Raw genomic sequence first — 24,481 nt, 5'->3', positions numbered from 1 at the left:
AAGTTTAGGAAATTTATGAAAATTTTTATACATCTTCCCACTTGGCTGGGCGATGCAGTGATGGCTTCACCTGCTTTATACGCTATAAAAGAACATTTTAAAAATGCCCAATTTATCCTTTATGGCTCTTTGGTTTCCACAGCACTTTTTAAAGAATTTCCTAATTCTAAAATCATCATAGAAAATAAACAATCTCGCTATAAACAAGCCCTATCTTTACGTAAAGAACTTGATAAAATCGATCTTAGCTTTACTTTTAGATCTGCGTTTTCTTCTAAGATTATCTTGCATATTCTTAAAACAAAACAAAGATATTTTTTTGACAAAAACAAGCACAAAGAAGAACATCAAGTTTTAAAATACCTTTATTTTATAGAAAACGCACTTAGTATAAAAGCTCATTTTAAAGACTTAAAGCTTCCCTTTAAGCTAAAATTTCAAAACCCTCTTGTCTTAAAAAATGGTAAAAAAATTCTAGGACTCAACCCTGGTGCAAGCTTTGGAAGTGCAAAAAGATGGGATGCGAGTTATTTTGCTAAAGTGGCTTTAAATTTCAGCCAAAGTCATGAAATTTTAATCTTTGGCGCAGGAAAAGCCGAACAAGAACTTTGTAATGAAATTTATCAAATTTTAAAAGAACAAAACATAAAAGTAAAAAATCTTTGCAATAAAACCACCATCAAAACCCTTTGTCAAAATATCGCTTTTTGCGATCTTTTCATCACAAATGACAGTGGACCTATGCACATAAGTGCGGTTTATAAGGTAAAAACCGTGGCTATTTTTGGCTCCACAAAATTTACCCAAACTTCACCTTGGCAAAATCAAAACGCAAAATTAGTGCATTTAGATCTAGCTTGTATGCCTTGTATGCAAAAAACCTGCCCTTTAAAACACCACAAATGCATGAAAGATTTAAAGCCTCAAAGGGTTATAGAAGAGGCTAGAAATTTACTTAAAAACTCTCATCTATGATCTGACAAAGTGTGTGTATGATTAAAATGTGCATTTCTTGAATTCTAGCCGTATCATCGCTTGGCACAACAAGATTATGATCACAAAGCTTATTCATCATTCCACCGCCCTTTCCACTAAGCCCTAAACAAAGCATATTAAGTTCTTTTGCTTTTTTAAAAGCTTCTAAAACATTGGGACTTTTTCCACTGGTTGAAATGCCGATTAAAACATCATTTTCATTTCCTAAAGCCTCCACTTGTCTTGAAAAAACAAACTCAAAACCATAGTCATTTCCTATAGCACTAAGCGCTGAAATATCGGTTGTAAGTGCTATACCTGCTAAAGCCTTGCGTTCTTTTTTATAACGCCCACTAAGTTCAGCTGCAAAATGCTGTGCATCAGCTGCACTTCCACCATTTCCGCAAATTAAAATTTTACCACCTTTTTTAAGACATTCACATAAAAGCTCGCCTATTTTAGCGATTTGTCCTTTTAAAATTTCACTTTCTTGAACGATTTTTTGATGTTCTTGCCATTCTTTTTTTACTAAATTTATCATTTTTTATCCTTAATCTTTTCTATAATCTTACTCGTACTAAATCCTTCTTCAAAATCGATTAATTCAACTCTTGAAATCAAATTTGAACCTACAACAAGCTTATCTTTATAATCAGCTCCTTTAACCAAAATATCAGGCTTTAAAAAGCTTATAAGTTCTAAAGGTGTGTCTTCATCAAAAATCACTACAAAATCTACAAAATAAAAAGCTGCCAACATACAAGCTCTTTGAAACTCTGAATTTACAGGACGACTCTCACCTTTGAGTCTTTTCACACTCGCATCTGAGTTCAAACCTACAATCAAAATATCGCCCAATCTTTTAGCTTTCTCAAGATATTTTATATGTCCAAAATGCACGATATCAAAACAACCATTTGTAAAAACAATCTTTTTATCATTTTGTTTTAAAAGCGTTAAAAGCTCTTCTTTGCTTTTGATCTTTTTCTCAAAACTCATACTTTTAAAACTTCTAATCTCATCAAAACTCACACTCACACTACCTATTTTACTTACCACAACGGCTGCAGCTTCATTGGCAAGTTCGCAAGCTTTAAAAATTTCAATCCCATTTGCCAAACAAAAAGCCAAAACGGCAATCACACTATCGCCCGCTCCTGTTACATCATAAACTTCTAAGGCTTTAGCAGGTGCGATTTTTAAACCCTCATTAAAAAGCGCAATCCCCGCTTCTGAAAGAGTGATAATAGAATAACGTAAAGAAAAATCTTCTTTTAATTTTTTAATCCCTTTTTCTAAATTTTCACCCTCTAAATTTTCAAATTTCAAAGCTTCTAAAGCTTCTTTTTTATTAGGCGTGAGCAAGGTTGCACCGCTATATTTACTAAAATCACTCCCTTTAGGATCAACTAAAACAGGGATATTTAAAGCCTTAGCCTTTTTTATCACAGCCTTACAAACCTTAGGCGTTAAAATACCCTTAGCATAATCGCTTAAAACCACAGCTTTAAAATCTTTAATCTTTTCATCAAACAAAGTAATAAGCTCATTTTCAAGCAAAATCTCACTTGTATCTTCTTCATCTAGTCTTAAAACCTGCTGATTGTGTGCCATAATGCGATTTTTAAAAGGGGTTTTGCGTCCTTTTTGGATCAAAAATCCTCCTTTTAAATTTTCTTGTAAAAATTTCCCACTCTTATCATCACCCACAATACCAAGTGCAAAAACATCAGCTCCTAAACTTTTTAAATTTGCATAAACATTCGCAGCCCCGCCTAATCTTTTATCTTCCTTAAGAGTTTTAGCTACCAAAACAGGGGCTTCAGGACTGATACGCGAACAATCACACCAAGTGTAATTATCCACCATAAAATCCCCTATAATTAAAATTTTAGGTTTTTGCTGGCTTAAAAACTCAAGCATTTACTTCCTTTTCAAAAAGTCTTTTTATCTCATCTAAATAATCTTTAATCCCCTCTTCAAGACTAAATTTTGGCTGATAATCCCAAGTTTGATCTAGTTTTGCTTCAGTATGGAATTGATAAGATTTTACATAAGGATTTGGGATATATTCACAAGGCAAATCAGTCTTTAACTCTTTTTGCAAAATATCAACTATATCTTGAAAGGTTCTTGCTTTACCACTGCCTACATTATAAACCCCACATTTTGAATCAAGGGCGATTAAATTAGCACTAATAACATCTTTAATATAAGTAAAATCTCTATAAATTTGATCACTTCCTTCAAACAATCGTGGATTTTTTCCTGCTAAAATTTGATGGCCAAATTGCAAAACCATAGAAGCGGTTTTGTTTTTATAAAATTCGCCTTTTCCATAAACATTAAAATATCTAAGTCCTACCAAATGAGCTTTATCGTAATATTTTTTCGCTAACTTATCCATCATCAATTTTGAAAAAGCATAAGGATTTTTTGGTTCTTCATCTTTACCTATAGTTTGTGGACTTTTTGCATCACCATAAACCGAAGCTGAACTTGCATAAATAAGCTTTGCATTAAGATCTATGCTAAGTTCTATAAAATCTTTAAAAGTATTTAAATTGGTTTGTAAAACCTTAGTTTGATCAAAAACCGTAGTGTCTGAAATTGCTGCTTGATGAAAAATAATCTCTGGCTTAAAATCTTCAATCTTTTTTAAAACTTTTTCATCGTTAATATCGCCTGCAAAAAGTTCTCCATCAAATTCAAGTAAATTTTTAAAATGTCCAAAACTTTGTAAATTTCCATTTTCAAAAGTCGCACTGCTACGCATTTTATCAATGATTAAAATTTCATGTTTTTCTTGCAAATTTAAAGCCAGTTGCGAACCTATAAATCCTGCACCACCTGTGATTGCTACTCTCATTTAAATGTCCTTTTCTTTAAAAAAACTCAAAATTTCTTTTAAATTTTTAAATTGTCTAAAAAAATCGCCTTCTTTTTTTTCTTCATTTACTAAAACCAAAGTGCCAATATTAGCATTTAACCCTGCTTGCATATCGCTTAGATTATCTCCGATAAAAATAGAATTTTTCATATCTAAATTAAACTCATCTTTTGCTTTTAAAAGCATTCCTGCTTTAGGTTTGCGACATTCACAACCTTCTAAATGCGGACAATGATAAATTTTATCAATTTTTATACCTTGTTTAGTAAATTCTTTAAGCATATAATCACAAAGCTTAAAAAAATCACTTTCCTTATAATATCCTCTTGCAATGCCTGATTGATTTGTCGCTATAAAAAGCAAATATTTTTTAGCTAAAAAATATCTACAAAGTTCAAAAATTCCATCACAAAATTCAAAATCTTCTATTTTATAGACATATTTTTTATCTATATTAATCACACCGTCTCTATCTAAAAATAATGCTTTTGTTTTCATAAAAAACATTATAATATAGCTTTTTTGAAAAGAAAATAAACATTATCTTTATTTTCTTAAGATTTTTATAAAAATAAAGATATATAATATCTGGCAATCTAATTTTTACTGAGGAGAAATCAAATGAAAAAATTATTAGTAGTTTCTGCTTTGGCATGTCTTGGTGTTTCTGCTTTTGCTGCAGATGGTGCTACACTTTTTAAAAAATGCGCAGTATGCCATGGTGCAAATGCTGACAAAGTTTACTTAAACAAAGTTCCAGCCTTAAAAACTCTTTCTTCTGCTGAAAGACTTCAATACATGAAAGAATATTCAGAAGGTAAAAGAAATGCTTATGGTCAAGGTGCGATCATGAAACTTAACCTTAAAGGTTTAACTGAAGAAGATTTTAAAGCTATCGAAGCTCATATTGAGACTTTAAAATAATTTCTAAAAAAGGCTTTCCTTTTTAAGAAAGCCTTTTTTTATCCAAAGCTTCTTTTTTACGTCTTTCTAATTCTATAGCATCACGCAAAGAATCCTCATCATCATTTAAAGTAGTAAATTTATAATCATCATCAAATTGCTTATTTTTAATCCCCCAAAGCAAAGTTGCCAAAATGATAAAAAACGCTAAGATAGAAACTCCTATCATCATCATGATTATACTATTCATTCTTTAATCCTTAAAGCATTTAAAACGACTATTATACTACTAAAAGACATAGAAATAGCAGCAAATAAAGGATTTATCATACCCAAAAAAGCCAAAGGTATGGTGCAAGCATTATAAAACAAAGAAAAAGCAAGATTTTGCTTGATAATTTTAAAGGTGTTTTTAGATAATTTGATGGCTTTTTTTAAAGAAAGCAAGTCATTTTTCAAAAGCAAAACATCACTACTTTCTATAGCTAGATCACTTCCTTCTCTTAAAGTCATTGAAACACTTGCGTATTTTAAAGCTAGTGCATCATTTACCCCATCACCTACAAATAAAACTTTGTAATTTTTACTTAAATTTTCTATAGTTTTCATCTTATCTTCAGGCAAACAAGAAGCTTGATAATTTTGAATTTCTAACTTTTTAGCGATTTTTTCCACTGCTTTTTGATGATCGCCACTGAGTATCATTAATTCTTTCTTTTCTTTTTTAAGATAAGCGATAAGCTCTTTTGCACCTTCTCTTAAAACACTATCAAACTCAAAAAAAGCTAAAATTTTACCTTCCTTGGCAAAAATAAAATGCGTATTATCAAATTCTTTAGCCACAATACCCTTTTCTTGCAAAAATTTAGAACTTCCGCCTAAAAGCAACTCTTCATTTAACTCAGCACTTAAACCTTTAGCTTGAATACTCGAATGCTTTTTAAAATCCAAATTTAAATCCTTAGCTCCTTTTTGCTTTAAATACGACGCAATATTTTGAGATATAGGATGTTTAGAAAGTTTTACAAAATTATAAAGCTCATTTAAATCAAGCGCTTTATCTAGAAAAACCTCTTTAAGTTCAAGCTCTATTTTGGTTAAAATACCCGTTTTATCAAACACCACACAATCACATTTGCTTAAATCCTCTATCACGCTAGAACTTTTAAACAAAATATGTTTTTTCAAAGCTCTACCTAAAGCTACAAGATTACTCACGGGCGTTGCTAAAGCCAAAGCACAAGGACAAGCGATAATCAAAACTGCAATCGCATTAACTAAAGAAATTTCAAAACTCTCTTCCTTATAAAAAAACCAAAAAGCAAAACAAATAAAAGCAATCAATAAAACCGTTCTAGAAAAATAAGCCAAAAGACTATTAACCAAACTTTCAAGTTTTGCTTTTTTAGAGCTTGCAAGTTCTAAAAGCTGGATAATTTGACTGAGTTTTGAATCTTTGTAAAGCTTTGTTGCTTCATACTCCACACTTCCATCAAGCACTATACAAGCTGAAAAAATTTCATCTTCTTTTTGTATGAGTTTTGGGGTATTTTCTCCATTTAAAGAAGAAGTATCCACGCTCATTTCACCACTTTTACAAATCCCATCGATTAAAATTTTATCTCCAGTTTTAAGCAAAATTCTATCCCCCAAACAAACCTTTTGCACTTCTTTAGAGACAAATTCTTTACCATTGAAAACTAAAACTTCATTTTGCAAAAAATCATTAAGCCCATCTATAGTATCTAAAGCACGCTTTTTGCTAAACATCTCAAGATATTTACCTATAAAAACAAAGCAAATTATCATCGCCACAGAGTCAAAATACACCTCCCCTACCCTAAAAAACATGGCCCATAAAGAATAAACATAAGCCAAACTCGCTCCACTAATCACCAATACATCCATATTTAAACTATTCATTTTTAAAGTTTTAAAAGCACTTTTATAAAAATGAGATCCCGTATAAAAAAGCACAGGAGAACAAAGGATAAATTCAGCAAAATTTAAAATATCCTTAGTGTCCTTATCCATACCGCTAAAAAATCCTGCGTATTTTGCCACTGCTATCCACATGATATTCATCACACAAGCTATAGCCACAACAAGCTTAGAATAAAATTCCCTTTTTAGTAAATCCGCTTTTTTTGAAGCCTTGCTCGCATCATAAGCACTCGCTTTATAGCCTATGCTTTCAATAAGTCTTAAAATTTGCACCAAAGAAATGCTTTGCTCATCAAAAACAATGCGTGCTTTATGGTTTAAATGATTAATATCAAGTTCTAAAATTCCTTCTTGTTTGGTTAAAATTTTCTCATTAAGCCACACACAAGCTGCACATTCTATACCGTGTATCATGAGATAAATTTCACTAAATCCTTCTTTGGTTTTAGCGATAAACTCATCATAATTTTTCATTTCATTTTGAAAATTTACAGGGCTTAAAGTTTGATTTCCAAGCTTTTCATAAAACTCATCTAATCCACTTTCATGCAAAATTTCCCAAACGCTCTCACAACCTTTACAACAAAAAAATTTACCCTTATACTCTATCATTTGGGCTTGTTTATAATCAAGTTTGCAATGTTCACATTTCATAATCATTCTTTAAAAAAATATTTTTTATAATTATAAACAAATTTGACAAAAAGTGCATTTTTTTATTAAAATCACATTTTACAAAAATTATTCTGCTAAATCTTACGAGGACTTATGGAAAAAGAAAAAAAACAACATCAAAGAACCCACGTTCCAGTGGAAGGTTATAAAATCGAAGAATTAAAATTATTAGATTTAGAAAATCTAGTTAAAATCGCTAATGAATGTGAAATCGAAAACCCAAGAGAATTTCGCCGCCAAGAACTTATTTTTGAAATTTTAAAAGCACAAACAAAAAAAGGCGGTTTTATACTTTTTACAGGGATTTTAGAAATTTCTTCCGAAGGTTATGGCTTTTTAAGAGGTATGGACTCTAATCTTAGCGATAGTGTTAATGACGCTTATGTTTCAAATTCACAAATTAAAAAATTTGCTCTGCGTGTAGGCGATATCGTTACAGGACAAGTTAGAGAACCAAAAGATCAAGAAAAATACTACGCTCTTTTAAAAATCGAAGCGATCAATTATCTGCCTTTGCAAGAAGCCAAAGAAAGACCTTTGTTTGATAACTTAACCCCTATTTTTCCAACAGAAAAAATCAAACTCGAATACGATGCAATGAAGCTTACAGGTCGTGTTTTGGATCTTTTTACTCCTATAGGAAAAGGACAACGCGGGCTTATCGTTGCTCCACCACGCACAGGTAAAACAGAGCTTATGAAAGAACTTGCTACTGCTATTGCAAAAAACCACCCAGAAATGCATTTAATCGTACTTTTAGTCGATGAAAGGCCTGAAGAAGTTACCGATATGCAAAGATGTGTAAAAGGCGAAGTTTTTAGTTCTACTTTTGATTTACCTGCTTATAATCATGTGCGTGTAGCCGAACTCGTGATAGAAAAAGCCAAAAGAATGGTAGAAACAGGCAAAGATGTTATCATCTTACTTGATAGTATCACAAGACTGGCACGTGCTTATAACACCGCAACTCCAAGCAGTGGAAAAGTCCTAAGCGGCGGAGTGGATGCTAATGCCCTACACAAGCCAAAACGCTTCTTTGGTGCAGCTAGAAATATAGAAAATGGAGGCTCTTTAACCATAGTTGCTACAGCTTTAATTGATACAGGTTCAAGAATGGATGATGTGATTTTTGAAGAATTTAAAGGCACAGGAAATAGCGAAATAGTTCTTGATAGAAATATCGCCGATAGAAGAATTTATCCTGCGATTAATATCATCAAATCAGGAACAAGAAAAGAAGAATTGCTCCAAGGCGTAGCAAATCTTCAAAAAATTTGGGCAATCCGTTCAGCGATTTCTCAAATGGATGATGTTGAAGCGTTGAAATTTTTATATTCTAAAATGCTTAAAACCAAAGACAATGTAGAACTTTTATCTATAATGAACGAGTAGAAAATGCTTCAAGCTTTAGCGATTAAATACAGACCAAAAACCTTTGATGAACTCATAGGACAAAAGACAGTTAGCGTAAGTTTAAAATACGCCCTAAATCATAATCGCTTAGCTCATGCTTATCTTTTTTCAGGACTTAGAGGAAGTGGAAAAACTTCAAGTGCTAGAATTTTTTCTCGTGCTTTAGTTTGCGAACAAGGACCAAGTGATACTCCATGTGGCACTTGCAAACACTGTCTTGCAGCACTTGAAGGCAAACACATAGACATTATAGAAATGGATGCTGCAAGCAACCGTGGGCTTGAAGATATACAAGCCTTAATTGAACAAACCAAATACACCCCTTCTATGGCAAGATTTAAAATTTTCATCATTGATGAAGTACATATGCTTACCCCACAGGCTGCAAATGCACTTTTAAAAACCTTAGAAGAACCCCCAAGTTATGTTAAATTTATACTTGCAACCACTGATCCTTTAAAACTCCCAGCTACCGTGCTTTCAAGAACGCAACATTTTCGCTTTAAACAAATTCCGCAGAGTGAAATTTTAAATCATCTTAAAGAAATTTTACTTAAAGAAAATGTTAAATTTGAAGAAGAAGCTTTAAAATTTATAGCAAGAAGCGGCAATGGATCTTTAAGAGATACTTTAACCTTGCTTGACCAAGCTATTATTTTTTGTCAAAATGAAATCAGTATTAGTAAAATTACAGATATGTTAGGCTTTTTAGATCCTCAAAAAATCAAAGCCTTTTATCAGGCTATCTTAACAAAAGACAAGGAAAAAGTTTTTGCGTATTTAGAGGAATTACAAGATTATGAAGCCTCAAGCGTGATTGATGAAATGCTTTTTTATTTAAAAGAAAGTTTTTTTGCAAAAAGTACAGAATTTTCTACTTTAATTTATGAAAGATTTTTCCGTATTTTATCAAAAGCTAAGAATATGCTTTGCGATGATGATGGCTTTACGCTTTGTGTTATGGCTTTTATGATGATGGAAGCAAGTCATTTAAAAGAAATTGACGCACAAATCCAAGCAATCAAACAAGAAAATACAACAAATATTATACCTAGGATCACAGCTTCTCCTATCATACCTCATCTTGAGAAAAAAACAGAAAAAAATGCTTATGAAATCTTACTTGATAGTATTTATGATAGGGATTTTGATCTTGCAGAATGCTTTAAACAAAGTACAAATTTTATTAGTTTTGAAAACAATACTTTAAATATAAACTCAAACGCACAAGGACAAAATCGCGATACACTCAATAAAGGTTTTAAACTCATACAAGAACTTTTTAAGGCTAAATTTGGGGAAAATGCTAAAATTAATGTGCAAAAAGTACTAACAATTGATGAAAATAAGCTTCAATCCTTAACTCAAGAATTACCAAACAATGAAAATAAAAACATAGATATTCAAAGTTCTATTAATATGCTTAAAGAAGGGGCCAAAAAATTTGACCCACAAGAAGATCTTAAAGAGGCTCTTAAAGATTGTTTTGGAGAGCCTAGTATAGAAAATTAATCATTTTTAAGAGAGATGAAAATCAAAGCCAAAAACATATAAGTTACCAATCTTGTAGTATCAGGTAAACCTTTCCAAACCTTACTCATCCACATTCCAAACCATTCTGCAACAACTACTTGGAAGGCAAAAAACCATAAAATACACAAGTTAAAGAAATAATCCCAAAAAATCTTAGCATTATGAAAGCTTTGAGCATCTAAATTTCTAGCTTTAAACATATCATAAGCACCTTTTTTAGAGCTGTTAAGGCAATAAAAGTTTCAAAAAGAATAATTGCTATATAGCCTATATGATAAATCACGGGAGAAGTAATAGCCATATAAACTACAGCATTACCTAAATAAATCAGGCTTTATATCCATACTCATCACATGCGAAACAAATTGGAAATTAGAATTGTAATCTGTCACATTTCCAAAAACCACTATACCTGCTAACGATACAACGGTAAGCAAAATAATAATTTTTGAAAATCTAATCATGTTGCTTATGCAAAAACATTTTTGTTGCATTTATACTCTTTTAATAATATATTTTAGTAATATTAATTATATATAATATATTATTAATAAAAATTAAATTTTTAAATTCTTTTAAGTCTTAAAGAATTAAGCACTACAGTAATAGAACTAAAACACATTGCAAGTGCTGCTATATGAGGACTTAAAGAGATAAAAGGTATAAATCCTGCCGCGATAGGAATGCAAAGTACATTATAAATAAAAGCCCAAAAAAGATTTAGCTTAATAATACCGCGTGTTTTTTTAGCAAGTTTAAAACATTTAAAAATCGCTGATAAATCATCTTTTATCAAGATAAAATCTCCTGTTTTTTTAGCAAGTTCATTTGCCTTTGAAAAACTCATACTCACACTTGCAGCAGATAAAGCCGCCGCATCATTGATCCCATCTCCTACAAAAAGAGTTTTTTTAAATTTTTGAATGATTTGTAGTTTTTCTTCACTCTTAAGCTGAGTGTGAAATTCGTCTATTTGTAATTCTTTGGCTATTTTTTCTACATTTTTTACATGATCGCCGCTTAAAATAAAAGTTTTAAGATTTTGCTTTTTTAAATTTAACACAAGCTCTTTGGCTCCATCTTTTAAAGCATTGCTTAACAAAACACCGCCTAAACACTTTTTATTCTTAGCAAAATACACCCTAACATATTCTTTAAAAGTATCAAAAAAGATATCACTTTCTTTTGTGTCAATTTCATTTTCGTGCAAAAACTGTGCATTGCCTACGAGATAATTATCATTATCTTCTTTGTATTTTATACCAGAACCCACAATCACTCTTCCCTCACCCTTTAAATCAAAAAAATGATCTTTATGTAAAGCCTTAGCTATAGGATGAGAGCTTAAACTTTCAATTTGACATAATTTATCAAAATCATCTTTAGAAAGATTGTGTTTAAAAATACTCAAATTTTCCTTTGTTAATGTACCCGTTTTATCAAAAAAAGCATACTTAACTAAGGCTAATTTTTCTAAAGCAGCAGGATTTTTAATAAGAATGAAATTTTTTGCCGCATTTGCACTTGCCACAACCAAAGCTATAGGCGTTGCAAGACCTAAAGCACAAGGACAAGAGATCAAAAGCACAGCACAAGAGTGTAAAAAAGCTGTATTTAAATCTGCTTTTAGCACCCAAAAAACAAAAACTAAAAAAGCAAAAAATATTATACCCCCTACAAAGTATTTAGAAATTTGATCTGCTAAATTTGCCAAAGGACTTTTGATACTTCCTGCTTCAAAAACTAGATTTTTGATTTGTTCTAAAGTACTATCCATGGCCTTTTTGTTTGCTTTGATCCTTAAAGCACCATTTAAAACTACTGCTCCTGCTTGAACTTCATCGCCTTCTTTTTTTAAAACAGGCAAAAACTCCCCATTTAAAAAACTCATATCAAGCTCTGCACTCCCTAAAAGCACTACTCCATCTGCAACAATACTTTCTCCTTCTTTTACCAAAAGTACATCGCCACTTTTGACAAAAGAACTTGAAATTTCTTTGATACTTTCATCTTCAAGCAAAATTTTTGTCTTTTTTGTGTCTATATTTTCTAAAATTCTTTGATAATCTTGTGCCTTAAATTTAGCCTTACTTTCAAGATATTTTCCTAAAAGCACAAAGGAAATAATCATCATTGCACCACTAAAATACAAATCTTCTTCTTTGAAAATTTGCAAATACACCAAAAAAGAATACACAAAAGCACTCAAAGTCCCCAAAGCTACAAGGGTATTCATATCTAAATTTTTACTTTTAAGTCCTAAAAAAGCATGAGAAAAAAAGTCTCTCCCACAATAAAATATCCCAAAAAAACTCAAAGCCATTTGGATATTTTGAGAAAAAGAACTTTTAACAAACATTTCAAAATACATAATAATCACACTCAAAACTATACTTAAGAGCAAATTTTTTCTTAATTCTAAGTGTTTTTTTGCCTTGTATGCGTTCAAGCTTTGTTCATCTTCTAAAATTTCAAAGCCTAAATTTTGAATTTTTGCGATGATATCCTTGCGTTTTTCTTGATCTTTAAGTAAAAAAACCCCGCTAGAATTCACATAAGAAACACTAGCATCTTTAACACCATCAATTTTTTTACAAGCTCTTTCTATAGCGTTAGAACAATTAACGCAAGTCATTTTGCCTATTTTTATACGCAATTCTTCCATTATAAACGCTCTACGATCTCAAAACCTAAATCTTGAAATTCTTTTGTAAAATTTGATACTTGATTTTCTTCTAAATTTAAACTTAAAATTTTTTGCTCCAAATCCACTTCTATATTTCCAAATTCATCTTCAAGAGAATTTTTGATCAAATTTACACAATTCATGCAATTAACATTTTTTACTTTAAATTTCATTTTCACTCCTTATAGGTTGTATGGTAATGTGCCCGATTTCAAATTCATGCAATAACTTATGAGATAAATCCTGAGATAGTTTTTCAAATTCCTTTAGATTGCAAACTCTTACTTTTAAATGCATAGAGGCTACTAGCATTTTATTAGTGATTTGAGTAATATGCAAATCCACTACCTCATCCACACTAGGATTTAAAAGCAAAACTTGTCTTACTTTTTCTATATCCACAGGAGAACTTTCAAGCAAGACATTAGCGCTTTGTTTAAGCAAGATAATCGCCCATCTTAAAAGCAAGATTGATAATACAATAGCTAAAATCGTATCTATATAAACAATACCGCTAAAATACACCACGATCCCACCTATAATAACCGCTAAAGAACCTAATAAATCACTCATCATATGCAAAAAAGCAGACTTCATATTGACATTTTCTAAATTTGCACCCTTAAACATCATCAAAGCATTAATCCCATTTACCAAAAAGCCTAAAATAGCTACAATTATCATGGTTTTAGCGTCAATTTCTTTTGGATTAATAAATTTTTCTATAGCTTCATAAATGATAAATAAAGCCGATAAAATAATGGTTAGAGCATTGATAAAAGCCACTAAAACTTCAAGACGAAAATACCCAAAGGTCTTTTGATGATCTTGCCATTTTTCTACAGCTATAATGGCTAAAAAACTAAGAGCTAAGGCAAAAACATCAGAAAACATATGCAAAGTATCGCTTAAAAGTGCTAAAGAATTTGAAAGGATTGAATAAATAAATTGCACAAGCATCATAGAAAAAGTCATTAAAAGAGAAATTTTTAAAATCTTTTTATCCACACTCCTTGCATCAGCATGGGAATGATGATGTTCATGAGAATGTTCTTCGTGATTATGATGACAAGATTTGTTAGCTAAAGGCTCGTGTGATAAAAATTTATACATCTTATATCCTTTTTGCTTGACATTTTAAGATATTAAGCTAAAAAGGATATAAATATTTGTTATTTTTATAAAAATTAAAAGTCAAAAAGCTCGCCTAGCCAACTTTCTTTCTTTTTCTTTTTATAGTAATCATTGTGCTGATGATAAGCTGAGTCATTATATCTTGACTCTTGTCTTGGAGCTTGGTTAAAATTTGCTGTATTAGGGACACTGCGTTCTATGATTTTGTCAAGTTCTCCACGATCAAGCCAAACGCCACGACACTTTGGACAATAATCAATCTCAACTCCACTCCTATCACTCATAACCAAATCTACATTACAAACTGGACATAACATACAATACCTTTTTTTTAAATTTTTGATTTAAAATTATAAAAAGAAATATTAAACAAATTTACAACAAGTTTTAATGTTTTTTTGCATGTCTAGTCATCATAAAACTTTGTTCAAAAAATATAAGCAAGGTAACACTCACTCCTATAGCTAGAGCCAAAGTCACAGAAACAGTTGTAAAAAAATAATCAAAAAATTGAACCAAAAATTCAGACTTAGCCTTCAAATCATCACTGCGTATAAAAGAAATAAGATACAAAATCGCTTTATAAGCATAAATTCCAGGTATCATAGGAATAAGAGCAGGGAAAGCGATAATTTCAGCAGGAGTTTTGATGATTTTTGCTAAAACAATTCCTAAACATCCTATGCAAAATGAAGCAACAAAAGTTGCAATTGCTAAAGTTTGAAAATGAAAATATTCCACCAAGGTAAAACGAAGCCCATGTGCAATTGCCGCTAAAAGAGCAGATAAAATAAGGGTTTTTAAAGGTGGATTACAAGCATAAGCAAACCCAAATCCCGCCACAGCAGCAAAAAACATATCTCTTAAAATAAATTCAATCATCTTAAAATCCCAAAATCCGAAATACTAAGCGTCATGTAAATTCCAAGTGCTATACAACAAATCAAAATAGCCACGCTGATAATACGGCTAAGCCCCATTAAAATATGATCTTTTAATATATCAATCACAGAATTTATAAAAAATACTCCTGGTATAAGATACAAGATACTAGAACCCAAAGCCACATCAGAAGTATTGGTATATCCCATATCCAGTCCAAAAAATACAAACCACGATGAGATAAAAGAACAAAGGATGTATTGAATTCTTAAATCAATCTTTGCTTTAGTTAAAATATATCTTAACAACAATCCCACAAAAGTTGCAAAAAATACTAAATTTCCAGCACCAAAATCACCACCAAAAAGCCTACAAAAAGCTGAATTTGCCATAGAAACAAATAAAAGATTAAGCAAATAAGAATGCTTTTTTTGTTGAGAAATTTGCTCAAAAACGACTTTTGCTTTTTCAAGATCGTATTTGTGATCATATATAGCCCAGCTTAAAGCACTTAAATCAAAAATAAGCTTAAAATTAACATGGGCATGATGATTGGGTATAACATAAGTTCTTTGAATGGAGTTATCATCCATATCTACAACATTTAAAGTAATATGATGAAAAAAGAAATTGATATTTATCTCATAGCCATAAACCTCAGCTATTCTTCCTACGCATTTTGCCACCCTAGCTGTATAAGTTCCAGCACCTAGCAAAGTTTTAGTATATACGATTAAAAAATTAGTTAATCTTTGTATATCAGGTTTTTCCATATTTTAATAATCTTTGATTGAATTTGTTATAATTATAGCAAATTTTAAAATAAATAAGGAGAAAAAATGGCAAAAATCGGTATAGTTGGTTTAGGTTATGTAGGAGCTGCTAGTGCTTATAGCATAGTTACTCAAGGAATTTGTTCAGAACTTTACTTATATGATATAAAACAAGATTTAGCTCTAGCTCATGCAAGAGATTTGGAAGATATGTCAGCCATTCATTTTTCTTATACAAAAATTTTTCATGTGCCAAATTTAGAAAATTTAGCTTCTTGCGATATTATCATTTTAGCTTTTAGAAAAGAAAGCTTAAAAGAACTACCTAGTCGCTTAGTAGAACTTCAAAACAATATCCTCGAACTTAAAGACATTGTCTTAACCTTAAAAAATGCTAATTTTAAAGGCAAATACATTGTCGCAACAAATCCAAATGACACCATAACTTACTACACTCAAGTATTAAGCCAATTACCTAAAAATCATGTTTTTGGTAGTGGAACAAATTTAGATAGTTCAAGACTTAAGAAATTTTTAGCCAAAGATTTAAACATAAATTCAAAAGATATTTTTGCTTGTATGATTGGTGAACATGGAGATTCTCAGTTTGCAGCACTTTCTAATGCAAGCGTTTTAGGACAAAATTTATTAGATTTTTATAAGCAAAAATTAGGCAAAGATTTAGACATACAAGAACTCGAAAAAGCCGTGATTAGCGAGGGATATTTCATCTATGAACGCAAAGGAAGAACAGAATTTGGCATAGGAACTTCTTGTGTAAATTTGGCCAAAGCCATCCTAGAAGATAGAAAAAGTTTACATCCTGTAAGTGTGGTTTTTGATGATATAGCTTTTTCAATGCCCGCTATCATAGGAAAAGATGGTATAGAAAAGGTTTTTGAATTAAAATTCAATGAAAAAGAAAAAATAAAATTAGAAAATTCAAAACAACAAATCAAAAACGCCATACAAAGCGTAAAAGATAAAATTTAAGCCTTTTTAAAAGGCTTTTTGATTTTGATATAAATTAAACTTGCTAAAATCACAAAAACAATTATAATGATTAAAATTTGAGTTAAATAAGTTTTAATCAACTCTTCATTTTGTCCTATATAATAACCCAAAAATACAAGTATAGCCACCCAAATAGCACTACCAAGTGCAGTAAAAAGTATAAAATTTACAAGTTTCATTTTTACCAAACCTGCAGGCATAGAGATGTACTGACGAATCCCTGGTAAAAGACGACAAGTAAAGGTTGAAAATTCCCCGTGTTTGTTGAAAAATTCTTCAAATTTAGCAAATTTGGCTTCGTTTATACCAAAATACTTACCCCATTTTAATACAAAATTTTTACCCCAAAAAAAGCAAATATAATAATTAATCAAAGCCCCTAAAACAGAACCTAAAGTCCCACTAAGTATACAAAGAGTGATATCAAGTTCGCCTTTATGTGCCAAATATCCAGCAGGTATCATAACAACTTCACTTGGAAAAGGTATAAAACAACTCTCTAAGGTCATTAAGATAATAATACCCAAATACCCCCAAGCACTAGCCGTCTCAACAATAAAAGAAATGATTTCTTGCATGTTAGCCTTATTTGAAGAAAATTTTAAAAAATTGTAGCTTAAAAAATTAAACAGTAAAAAGCGGTTTTACACCGCTTTTTTTATTTACCTGCAACTGAAACTTGATTTGGATTGTCCGCTGCACGAGCGATCATACACTCTTTTAAAACAGCAGCATCAGCTGGATCGCTAACTTTTTTATTAATCCAGCGTTCAACTTGTTTCATTGTTTTTGACTCTGGCTCTGGAGCTTCGTATTTTGCCATCAAACTTGCACAATCAGCCAAAGCAATGATAGGTAATAAACTTGCAAAAAGTATTTTTCTCATCTTTTGCTCCTTAGAATTTTACATTATACATTAACATGATATTATCAGCTCTTGCTTTATCTTTTTTCGCTCCACCAAATGGTAAGCCACGATTACCCCAAATATTTTGGATATTAGTATAGCTTAAGCGTAAGAATTGATATCTATCAAGTTGATAAATCACATAAAAATCATGTGCTGTTCCTCTTGTCATTCTTATATTAAGTGGATCGTTGATACTTGGACGGCTCATAGTATACCAGTATCTACTTCCCCAGAAAAACTCATACCCTACTTTTAAAGCTTTGGTAAAATCATAGCGTCCGCCTACATGTACAGCATAGCCGTCTTCTTCATTAAACTTGCCATTATAACCTTGCATCTGAAGAATTGTGCTTAATGGCGAACTTAATTGATTGTTGTTCCCGTGAGAATAACCTAAAGATAGAAAATAATTAAAATTTGTTCCAAAAGCTTTATAATTTTCAAAATGAAGATTTGCTATAGTTAAATCTCCTAAATTTACCACACCATCATCATCAAGAATAGTAGTAGCACCGCTACCAGTACCACCAGGTAAAGCAATTGGACCATTGTTAAGTGGCAAAGCAAAATCGCTTAAATATGCAATATTAAATAATATTAAATTATCTCCCATACCTTCTATAGGAAGCTCTCCTTCTACTGCAGCATAGTAAAGATTTGCATCAGCATCTTTTTGATCGCTCATCCAGTCTCTTACCTTGCCTTCTTCATCCCATTGATAGGTTTTACCATAAGCTGCACGGATAGCTACCTTATGATCTTGCAAACTTTCAGGCTTATAAGTGATCACTGCTGCATCACCTAGAGCATTAATCGCTAAGGCTGGATAAGTTGATTGTCTTAAAGCATTGTTTCTAAGATTACTTCCCGGACCATCGGTTCCTGGCTGTCTTCCTATGGTTGCAATCCACTCAGGTGTGATATAGTAGTCAAGATAAGCTCTATCTACATAAAGTACAGGCCCACTTGATCTTGTGTTTCTTCCTGCATCTAAGTCAAGTGGACTTCCACTCCAACCCATTTGAGACCAGTTTTTAGCCATAGATAAACGACCATAGAATTTGGTTTTATCATTAATATCAGCATTCATATTTAAATGAAGCTCATTCATCCATTTGTTATTAGCACTATAATCTTGTCCGCTAACTTTATAGTTTGTATTTGAAACTGCTGTTGAAAACTCAAGTCCAAATTTAACCTTGCTCAAAGCAGCTTGGAATTCTGTTTCATCGGCTCTATCATTAAGATCAGCAAGTTCAGCTTTTACAGCTTCATTTTGCTTAGCTTGAGCTTCCCTTTCTTTTCTGATTTGTGCAAGTTCAGCTTGAATTTGTGCAAGCTGTTTTTGAAGCTTGGTTATCTCATCATCTGTATTTTTAGCAAAAAGTGAAGATGAAAGAAGACAAGCACTTAAAATAAGTGAAAACTTAGTTTTCATAATCATAACTCCTTGTAATTTTGTTACATTTAGCAAATTAAGATTGTGATTATAGAAAAAAAAGTTTAAAAAAAATTATACATTAATCATTTTTAGCTAGTCAAACTTATGACTAGCTTTGTAAATATTGTAGTTTTAAAAAAGTTTTAAAATTTTAAATTTTTAAATTTTATCGCAAATTTTTATGTCTAAAATTTTATCTCCTTGGCGTATAGAGTCTAAAACTTCTAAACTTTCTTCATCTTTTGGATCAATTTGCCCAAAAACAGTATGAACCCCATCTAAATGAGCTTGAGGGCTGTGACAAATAAAAAATTGAGAACCACCCGTATCGCGTCCTGCGTGTGCCATAGATAAGGTTCCACGCTCATGTTTATGCTCTTGATCATCACATTCGCAAATGATTTCATATCCAGGCCCACCTACACCATTGCCGTGTGGACAACCTCCTTGTATGACAAAATTTGGGATCACACGATGAAAATTTAAATCTTTATAAAATCCCTCATTAGCCAAAGTAGCAAAATTACAAACCGTTTGCGGAGCCTCATCGCCAAAAAGTTTTAATTTCATTGTGCCTTTTTCAGTTTCTATAAGAGCAAATTTGTATTCATTTACTTTGCTTGTGTCGATTGTTTTTATCATTATTTCTCCTTAATCTATATTTGTATAAACAGCTTGAACATCATCATCATCTTCTAACTTATCTAAAAGTTTTTCTATATCGCTAAGCTGTTCTTCGCTAAAGCTTACAGGATTGTTTGGTATATACTCAAGTCCTGCTTTTTTAAGAACTAAACCCTTAGTCTCTATAGCAGAACTTAGCTCACCAAAGGCAGTATAATCACCGCTAATTACTAACTCTTCTTCATTTTGTTCTAATTCTTCAAGCCCTGCATCGATCAAATCAAGTTCTAATTCTTCTAAATCTCCTGCAAATTTTTCAAGATGAAAAACCGCTTTTCTAGTAAACATAAAGCCTAAAGATCCATTTTGTAAAACTTCTCCACCATTTTTGCTAAAAATGGCTTTAACATTAGCCACGGTGCGCGTAGGGTTATCGCTCATACATTCAACTATAACCAAAGCTCCATGTGCAGCTTTTCCTTCATAATGAATGTTTTTAATATCTGCGCTATCTTTTCCACTCGCACGCTTAATAGCCGCATCTATATTATCTTTTGGCATATTATTTGCTTTTGCTGTGGCTATAGCACTTCTTAATTTTGGATTCATATCAGGATCAGTGCCACCTTCTTTAGCAGCTACTTGTATGGCTTTAGCAAGCTTAGGAAAAAGCTTACTCATTTTATCCCATCTAGCCTCTTTAGAAGCTCTTCGGTATTCAAACGCTCGTCCCATAAATTCTCACTTTCTTTAAAGATTTTTAAACTTAAAAGTATAAACTAAAAAGGCTAATTAAAGCTTTAAATGGTATGATTTTACCATTTATTTTTGGGGAGAAGCTTTTTGAATATCGCAAAAAAAGAACTTTTTGTTGCTTGGTTTTTCTTGATTGCTGCTATTGTATTTGAAGTTTTAGGCACTAGTTTTTTAAAAATGGAAAATCAAGTTTTAGGCTATATATTTATGGCTTTATTTATAGCTTTTTCTTATTTTTTTATGGGCAAGGCGATTAAAAAAATTCAAGTAGGTATAGCCTATGCTGTATGGGAACTTTTAGGGATTATTCTTATACTTTTAGTTTCTTTTATAGTTTTTAAAGAGAGTTTAACCTTAACTCAAATTCTAGGCATTGTTCTTTCTATCGTTGGAATTATCATGATTAATATAGGCGAGGTTAAAGAATAATGTATATTTTTATTATTGTTCTATCGGCATTGTTAGATATCGTAGCAAATTTATTGCTAAAAAAATCAGATGGTTTTAAGAATAAAATTTGGGGCTTAGCTGCGATTGTCAATGCTATACTTGCTTTTTTTCTACTTTCTTTTTCTTTAAAATATGTTCCTTTAAGCATAGCTTACTCAACTTGGGGTGCTATAGGCATCATAGGAACTTGTCTTGGTGGATGGATTTTATATAAAGAAAAATTAAACAAAATAGGAATTTTAGGTATCATTATCGTGATAATAGCAGTATTTTTACTAAACTATTAAAACAGCAAAATGCGGTTTTAATGTTCCATTTTGTTTTTTGCTTCAATACCCATTAAAGAAAATGCGGTTTTAATACTAAGAGCAACCAAAGAAAATAATTTAAGCAAATCATTTTCATTTGCAGAGCCTACAACTTTATTTTCATTGTAGAATTTATGAAAATTTGCAGCTAAATTTTTAAGATAATCAGGAATTTTTTGCAAAGCTCTAGCCTCAAAAGCATCGTTTAAAACAGCCTTTAAATTCAAAGCTTCAAAAAGCAAATTTACGCCATCTTGATTTAAACTTTGTAAATCAGCTTTCATTACATCATCGATTTTTTTACCAGCTTTAGCAAATACTTGATGAATTCTAGCGTGTGCATAGTTGATATAATACACAGGATTAGAACTATCTTCTTTTTGCAAATCACTAATATCAAATTCCAAATGCGTATCGCATTTTTTGCTCAAAAAGATATAACGCAAAGCATCACTTCCTATCTCATTAACCACATCGCTCATCAAGATAAAATTTCCTGCTCTTTTACTCATTTTATAAGGTTCTCCATCTTTAAGTAGGGAAACCATTTGTGCTAAAATAATCTCAAGATTATTAGAGTCAAATCCCAAAAATTCCATCGCAGCTTTCATTCTAGGGATATAACCATGATGATCTGCTCCCCAAATATTAATACACTTTCCATAACCACGACTCATTTTATCTTTATGATAAACAATATCTGCTGCCAAATAAGTCCCGCGTCCATCTTCACGGATAATTACCCTATCTTTTTCATCGCCTTTTTGCGAAGAAGCAAGCCAAATTTTACCTTCTTGCTCGTAAATTCCTTTATGCTCTTTTAAAGATTCTAAAGTTGCATTTAAAGCATCATAATACAATCTTTCGCTTACATAGCTGTCAATTTTAATCTTTGCTTGTTCTAAATTTTGTTTAATCAAAACAAGCATTTTATCTTTTGCCCAATCAGCCAAACTAGGGATATTTTCTTCGCTAAAAAATTCTTTACCAAATTTTTCAAAAGCTTCTTTTGCTAAATCCGCTATATACTCGCCTTTATAATATTGCTCTGGGTATTCAACATTTTCATGAAGTATACTTTCTTTCACACTTAGTAAAATAGAAAGCCCTAGTAAATAAATTTGATTACCCGCATCATTGACATAGTATTCTGTATTAAATTTATAGCCCAAATGTCTTGCAAGTCTTGTTAAGGTGTCTCCAAAAACAGCGCCTCTTGCATGTCCTATGTGTAAAGGCCCAGTAGGATTTGCACTCACATATTCAAGCAAAAAACTTTCTTGTTTTTTTTCTCCTTTAGTAAAATCATTTGGATTTGTTAAAGCCTGATTTGCAAGTTCATTTAAAAAAGTTTTGGAAATTCTAAAATTTAAATACCCATTTACAGCTTCAACTGATTCAAAACAATCATGATTTTGAAATTTGCTCGCTAAGTCGCTAGCGATCAACATAGGGGATTTTTTTAATTCCTTAGCCAGTGAAAAAGCCAAAGGGGTAGCAAAATGTGCTAAATTTTTATCCTTTGGATTTTCAAGTGCAAAATCACACTCTAAAATCTTTTTAATTTCATTAAAAATAATACTTTTCAAAAGACTAAACCTTAAGCTTTTTTTGTTTCGTCTATACTTGCATCAGCATTTGTATTATTAGTTGTGTTTTTATTTTCTTCTATTTTTTGAGTATTTTTTGCTACTTCATCATCATTATTCATTTCATCTTTAAAAGTTTTAATACCTTTACCTAAACCCTTTGCAAGTTCTGGAATTTTTTTTGCTCCAAAAAGCAATACAACAATCAATAAAATAATCAACCAATGACTTGGACTTGACCAACCACCCATTTTATTCTCCTTCATTCCAAATATTTTGAATTTGCCCTAGATTCTGCCCTTTGGTTCTAAATTTATGGGCGATTAAAATCGCTCGCAATGCTTCATAACTTTGCTTTAACTCATCGTTAATGATAAGATAATCATACTCGCTAAGCTCTTTCATTTCATCACTAGCGTTTTGTAATCTTTTTTCTAGTTGTATTATTGTATCAGTATTTCGCTTAATAAGTCTTTTTTTTAACTCATCTTTATTTTTTGTAGTAATAAAAACAGAAACAATCTTATCAGCCATTTTTTTTCTGGCTATTTTAAATCCTTGCACATCAATATCAAAAACAACTATTTTTCCATTATCTAAAGCATTTTGAGTGTGCTTTAAAGAAGTACCATAAAAATTTTCATGCACTCTAGCCCATTCTAAAAAATGATCACTATCTATACCTTTTTGAAATTCTTCATGGGATATAAAATGATAATGTATTCCATTTTTTTCACCCTCTCTTGGTTTGCGAGTTGTTGAAGAAATAGAAAAATAAAGCTCATCTTCAAATTCATCAAAAAGTTTTTTTAAAAGAGTTGATTTTCCAGCACCACTAGGACCTGAAATCAACAAAACAAAACCTTGCAATTTCAATCCTCTTTAAAACTAATGTTTATATTTATATTCATATTCATACCCTTAAGAGCAGCTTTTAAGGTATCATCTTTAATACTTGAAGTGATCGCTCCTGCTATGCTTTGGCTAAGCTCATTAACTATCTCTTCGCTATTATCATCTTTAGTTACATCACTTACTATAGGCTCTTCATTTTTTTCTAAGATTTCCTCTCCAAGAGCTTCTTGTATATCACTTTCTTTCAATGTATCAAAATCACTTATATTTAAATTTGGCACAACCACTTCCTCTTCATTTGTTCCTAATTCTTTATCGTCTAAAATTGGTTCATCTTTAAAATCTTCTAAGACCTTGCTACTATTGTCACTATCAATACCATAATCAAGCTCATCAAGTTGAGCTAGTTCTTCTTTGATTTGATCTTGAGTACTCAAATTTGAAGCAAAATCATCTATTTCATCTTGAACATCTTCTTCCACAACAGGAGCAAACTCCTCTAAATTTTCCTCTGATTCTTCATTATATTTTGCTTGACCTAAAAATTCAGCATCCTCAGGAAGATCATCAAAATCCATTTCTTTTTCTTGCTCTTCAACCTCAGGAAGATCATCAAAATCGCTTATATTAGCTTGTAATTCTTTATTATCTTCTAAATCTTCATCATTTTTATCATCTAGCTCATCTAAACTAGGCTCAGTATCCAAAGCTGTATGTTCTTGGCTT

At 31.4% G+C, this 24,481-nt stretch carries 26 protein-coding genes and 3 pseudogenes; 7 read left to right on the top strand and 22 right to left on the bottom strand.

Annotation, left to right across the window (positions count from 1 at the left end; translation table 11 throughout):
- The first annotated feature begins 15 nt into the window (after positions 1 to 15).
- A complete protein-coding gene (waaF, locus tag AJ889_RS06415; protein ID WP_069360625.1) occupies positions 16 to 975 on the top strand; it encodes a lipopolysaccharide heptosyltransferase II in 960 nt (319 codons plus the stop codon).
- Here waaF and gmhA read toward each other — a convergent pair.
- The 4 genes and pseudogenes from gmhA to gmhB form a co-directional block, all read right to left on the bottom strand.
- Positions 956 to 1,516, bottom strand: coding sequence for a D-sedoheptulose 7-phosphate isomerase (gmhA, locus tag AJ889_RS06410; RefSeq protein ID WP_070293312.1), 561 nt, complete (start codon positions 1,514 to 1,516; stop codon positions 956 to 958). The two genes, waaF and gmhA, sit on opposite strands and share 20 nt — an antisense overlap.
- Positions 1,513 to 2,898 (bottom strand): D-glycero-beta-D-manno-heptose-7-phosphate kinase, encoded by a 1,386-nt coding sequence (rfaE1, locus tag AJ889_RS06405; protein WP_002935344.1) that lies wholly within the window; start codon positions 2,896 to 2,898, stop codon positions 1,513 to 1,515. The genes gmhA and rfaE1 overlap by 4 nt, the downstream gene beginning before the upstream one ends.
- Positions 2,891 to 3,844 carry an ADP-glyceromanno-heptose 6-epimerase gene (rfaD, locus tag AJ889_RS06400; protein ID WP_032585172.1) on the bottom strand — a complete coding sequence of 318 codons (954 nt, stop codon included), beginning with the start codon at positions 3,842 to 3,844 and terminating at the stop codon, positions 2,891 to 2,893. The genes rfaE1 and rfaD overlap by 8 nt, the downstream gene beginning before the upstream one ends.
- Positions 3,845 to 4,406, bottom strand: a pseudogene (gmhB, locus tag AJ889_RS06395) (D-glycero-alpha-D-manno-heptose-1,7-bisphosphate 7-phosphatase).
- Positions 4,407 to 4,486: 80 nt separating this feature from the next.
- On the opposite strand from gmhB, the gene AJ889_RS06390 reads away from it, so the two are divergent.
- Positions 4,487 to 4,789, top strand: a complete 303-nt coding sequence (locus AJ889_RS06390) for a cytochrome c (RefSeq protein WP_002852762.1) — start codon at positions 4,487 to 4,489, stop codon at positions 4,787 to 4,789.
- 22 nt (positions 4,790 to 4,811) lie between these two features.
- Here the strand turns inward: AJ889_RS06390 and ccoS are convergent, their stop codons facing one another.
- Together ccoS and AJ889_RS06380 are read right to left on the bottom strand one after the other, a co-directional pair.
- Positions 4,812 to 5,018, bottom strand: a complete 207-nt coding sequence (gene ccoS / locus AJ889_RS06385; RefSeq protein WP_002852798.1) for a cbb3-type cytochrome oxidase assembly protein CcoS — start codon at positions 5,016 to 5,018, stop codon at positions 4,812 to 4,814.
- Positions 5,015 to 7,372: a heavy metal translocating P-type ATPase gene (locus AJ889_RS06380; RefSeq protein WP_002859256.1), complete on the bottom strand. Its 2,358-nt coding sequence runs from the start codon at positions 7,370 to 7,372 to the stop codon at positions 5,015 to 5,017. Before AJ889_RS06380 ends, ccoS begins: the two co-directional genes overlap by 4 nt.
- Before the next feature lie 108 nt (positions 7,373 to 7,480).
- Between AJ889_RS06380 and rho the strand changes: the two genes are divergently transcribed.
- Together rho and AJ889_RS06370 are read left to right on the top strand one after the other, a co-directional pair.
- Positions 7,481 to 8,779, top strand: coding sequence for a transcription termination factor Rho (gene rho, locus AJ889_RS06375; protein ID WP_002852852.1), 1,299 nt, complete (start codon positions 7,481 to 7,483; stop codon positions 8,777 to 8,779).
- Between the two features lie 3 nt (positions 8,780 to 8,782).
- A complete protein-coding gene (locus AJ889_RS06370) occupies positions 8,783 to 10,312 on the top strand; it encodes a DNA polymerase III subunit gamma/tau (protein WP_032585175.1) in 1,530 nt (509 codons plus the stop codon).
- Here the strand turns inward: AJ889_RS06370 and AJ889_RS09750 are convergent.
- The 7 genes and pseudogenes from AJ889_RS09750 to AJ889_RS06325 form a co-directional block, all read right to left on the bottom strand.
- Positions 10,309 to 10,797: pseudogene (locus AJ889_RS09750) on the bottom strand (DUF2165 family protein). The gene AJ889_RS06370 and the pseudogene AJ889_RS09750 sit on opposite strands and share 4 nt — an antisense overlap.
- Before the next feature lie 101 nt (positions 10,798 to 10,898).
- On the bottom strand, positions 10,899 to 12,998 hold the full coding sequence (copA, locus tag AJ889_RS06350) for a copper-translocating P-type ATPase CopA (RefSeq protein ID WP_032585179.1): 2,100 nt from the start codon (positions 12,996 to 12,998) through the stop codon (positions 10,899 to 10,901).
- On the bottom strand, positions 12,998 to 13,192 hold the full coding sequence (locus tag AJ889_RS06345) for a heavy-metal-associated domain-containing protein (RefSeq protein WP_002852760.1): 195 nt from the start codon (positions 13,190 to 13,192) through the stop codon (positions 12,998 to 13,000). Before AJ889_RS06345 ends, copA begins: the two co-directional genes overlap by 1 nt.
- A complete protein-coding gene (czcD, locus tag AJ889_RS06340) occupies positions 13,182 to 14,132 on the bottom strand; it encodes a CDF family cation-efflux transporter CzcD (RefSeq protein ID WP_002867391.1) in 951 nt (316 codons plus the stop codon). Before czcD ends, AJ889_RS06345 begins: the two co-directional genes overlap by 11 nt.
- 74 nt (positions 14,133 to 14,206) lie before the next feature.
- On the bottom strand, positions 14,207 to 14,470 hold the full coding sequence (locus AJ889_RS06335; RefSeq protein WP_002831611.1) for a zf-TFIIB domain-containing protein: 264 nt from the start codon (positions 14,468 to 14,470) through the stop codon (positions 14,207 to 14,209).
- Positions 14,471 to 14,540: 70 nt separating this feature from the next.
- Positions 14,541 to 15,035, bottom strand: a complete 495-nt coding sequence (locus AJ889_RS06330) for a threonine/serine exporter family protein (RefSeq protein WP_002831613.1) — start codon at positions 15,033 to 15,035, stop codon at positions 14,541 to 14,543.
- Entirely contained in the window at positions 15,032 to 15,808 is a 777-nt protein-coding gene (locus tag AJ889_RS06325) for a threonine/serine exporter ThrE family protein (RefSeq protein ID WP_002853925.1), read from the bottom strand. Before AJ889_RS06325 ends, AJ889_RS06330 begins: the two co-directional genes overlap by 4 nt.
- 66 nt (positions 15,809 to 15,874) lie before the next feature.
- Between AJ889_RS06325 and AJ889_RS06320 the strand changes: the two genes are divergently transcribed.
- Positions 15,875 to 16,801 (top strand): L-lactate dehydrogenase, encoded by a 927-nt coding sequence (locus AJ889_RS06320; RefSeq protein ID WP_002859260.1) that lies wholly within the window; start codon positions 15,875 to 15,877, stop codon positions 16,799 to 16,801.
- Here the strand turns inward: AJ889_RS06320 and AJ889_RS06315 are convergent.
- The 5 genes from AJ889_RS06315 to AJ889_RS06295 all read right to left on the bottom strand — a co-directional run bounded on the left by AJ889_RS06315 (position 16,798) and on the right by AJ889_RS06295 (position 20,532).
- The gene (locus AJ889_RS06315) at positions 16,798 to 17,400 is read right to left on the bottom strand and encodes a DedA family protein (RefSeq protein ID WP_002842592.1); all 603 of its coding nucleotides are present in this window, start codon (positions 17,398 to 17,400) and stop codon (positions 16,798 to 16,800) included. The genes AJ889_RS06320 and AJ889_RS06315 overlap by 4 nt on opposite strands.
- Before the next feature lie 80 nt (positions 17,401 to 17,480).
- The gene (locus AJ889_RS06310; RefSeq protein WP_002822505.1) at positions 17,481 to 17,708 is read right to left on the bottom strand and encodes a hypothetical protein; all 228 of its coding nucleotides are present in this window, start codon (positions 17,706 to 17,708) and stop codon (positions 17,481 to 17,483) included.
- A 10-nt stretch (positions 17,709 to 17,718) separates the two neighbouring features.
- On the bottom strand, positions 17,719 to 19,170 hold the full coding sequence (locus tag AJ889_RS06305) for a DUF3373 family protein (protein ID WP_070293310.1): 1,452 nt from the start codon (positions 19,168 to 19,170) through the stop codon (positions 17,719 to 17,721).
- A gap of 162 nt (positions 19,171 to 19,332) precedes the next feature.
- Complete coding sequence (locus AJ889_RS06300) at positions 19,333 to 19,815, bottom strand: peptidylprolyl isomerase (RefSeq protein WP_002822502.1); 483 nt, start codon at positions 19,813 to 19,815, stop codon at positions 19,333 to 19,335.
- 9 nt (positions 19,816 to 19,824) lie between these two features.
- Complete coding sequence (locus AJ889_RS06295) at positions 19,825 to 20,532, bottom strand: YebC/PmpR family DNA-binding transcriptional regulator (protein ID WP_002787769.1); 708 nt, start codon at positions 20,530 to 20,532, stop codon at positions 19,825 to 19,827.
- Positions 20,533 to 20,640: 108 nt separating this feature from the next.
- On the opposite strand from AJ889_RS06295, the gene AJ889_RS06290 reads away from it, so the two are divergent.
- Together AJ889_RS06290 and AJ889_RS06285 are read left to right on the top strand one after the other, a co-directional pair.
- Positions 20,641 to 20,982: a multidrug efflux SMR transporter gene (locus tag AJ889_RS06290; protein WP_032585187.1), complete on the top strand. Its 342-nt coding sequence runs from the start codon at positions 20,641 to 20,643 to the stop codon at positions 20,980 to 20,982.
- Positions 20,982 to 21,290, top strand: a complete 309-nt coding sequence (locus AJ889_RS06285; protein ID WP_002777309.1) for a multidrug efflux SMR transporter — start codon at positions 20,982 to 20,984, stop codon at positions 21,288 to 21,290. The genes AJ889_RS06290 and AJ889_RS06285 overlap by 1 nt, the downstream gene beginning before the upstream one ends.
- Before the next feature lie 17 nt (positions 21,291 to 21,307).
- Here the strand turns inward: AJ889_RS06285 and argS are convergent, their stop codons facing one another.
- From argS to AJ889_RS09745, 4 genes and pseudogenes are all read right to left on the bottom strand, one after another.
- Positions 21,308 to 22,900, bottom strand: coding sequence for an arginine--tRNA ligase (gene argS / locus AJ889_RS06280; protein WP_002935172.1), 1,593 nt, complete (start codon positions 22,898 to 22,900; stop codon positions 21,308 to 21,310).
- A gap of 11 nt (positions 22,901 to 22,911) precedes the next feature.
- Positions 22,912 to 23,151, bottom strand: coding sequence for a twin-arginine translocase TatA/TatE family subunit (locus AJ889_RS06275; RefSeq protein ID WP_002852866.1), 240 nt, complete (start codon positions 23,149 to 23,151; stop codon positions 22,912 to 22,914).
- Between the two features lies 1 nt (position 23,152).
- Positions 23,153 to 23,776, bottom strand: a complete 624-nt coding sequence (gmk, locus tag AJ889_RS06270; RefSeq protein ID WP_002860253.1) for a guanylate kinase — start codon at positions 23,774 to 23,776, stop codon at positions 23,153 to 23,155.
- Positions 23,773 to 24,481, bottom strand: a pseudogene (locus tag AJ889_RS09745) (highly acidic protein); the annotation flags it as partial. The gene gmk and the pseudogene AJ889_RS09745, both read right to left, overlap by 4 nt.

It is taken from the genome of Campylobacter sp. BCW_6468, from assembly GCF_001762865.1.
Classification (GTDB): Bacteria; Campylobacterota; Campylobacteria; order Campylobacterales; family Campylobacteraceae; genus Campylobacter_D; species Campylobacter_D jejuni.
The sequence above is the reverse complement of the archived record's forward strand: the minus strand, read 5'-3'. Positions and strand labels throughout refer to the sequence as shown.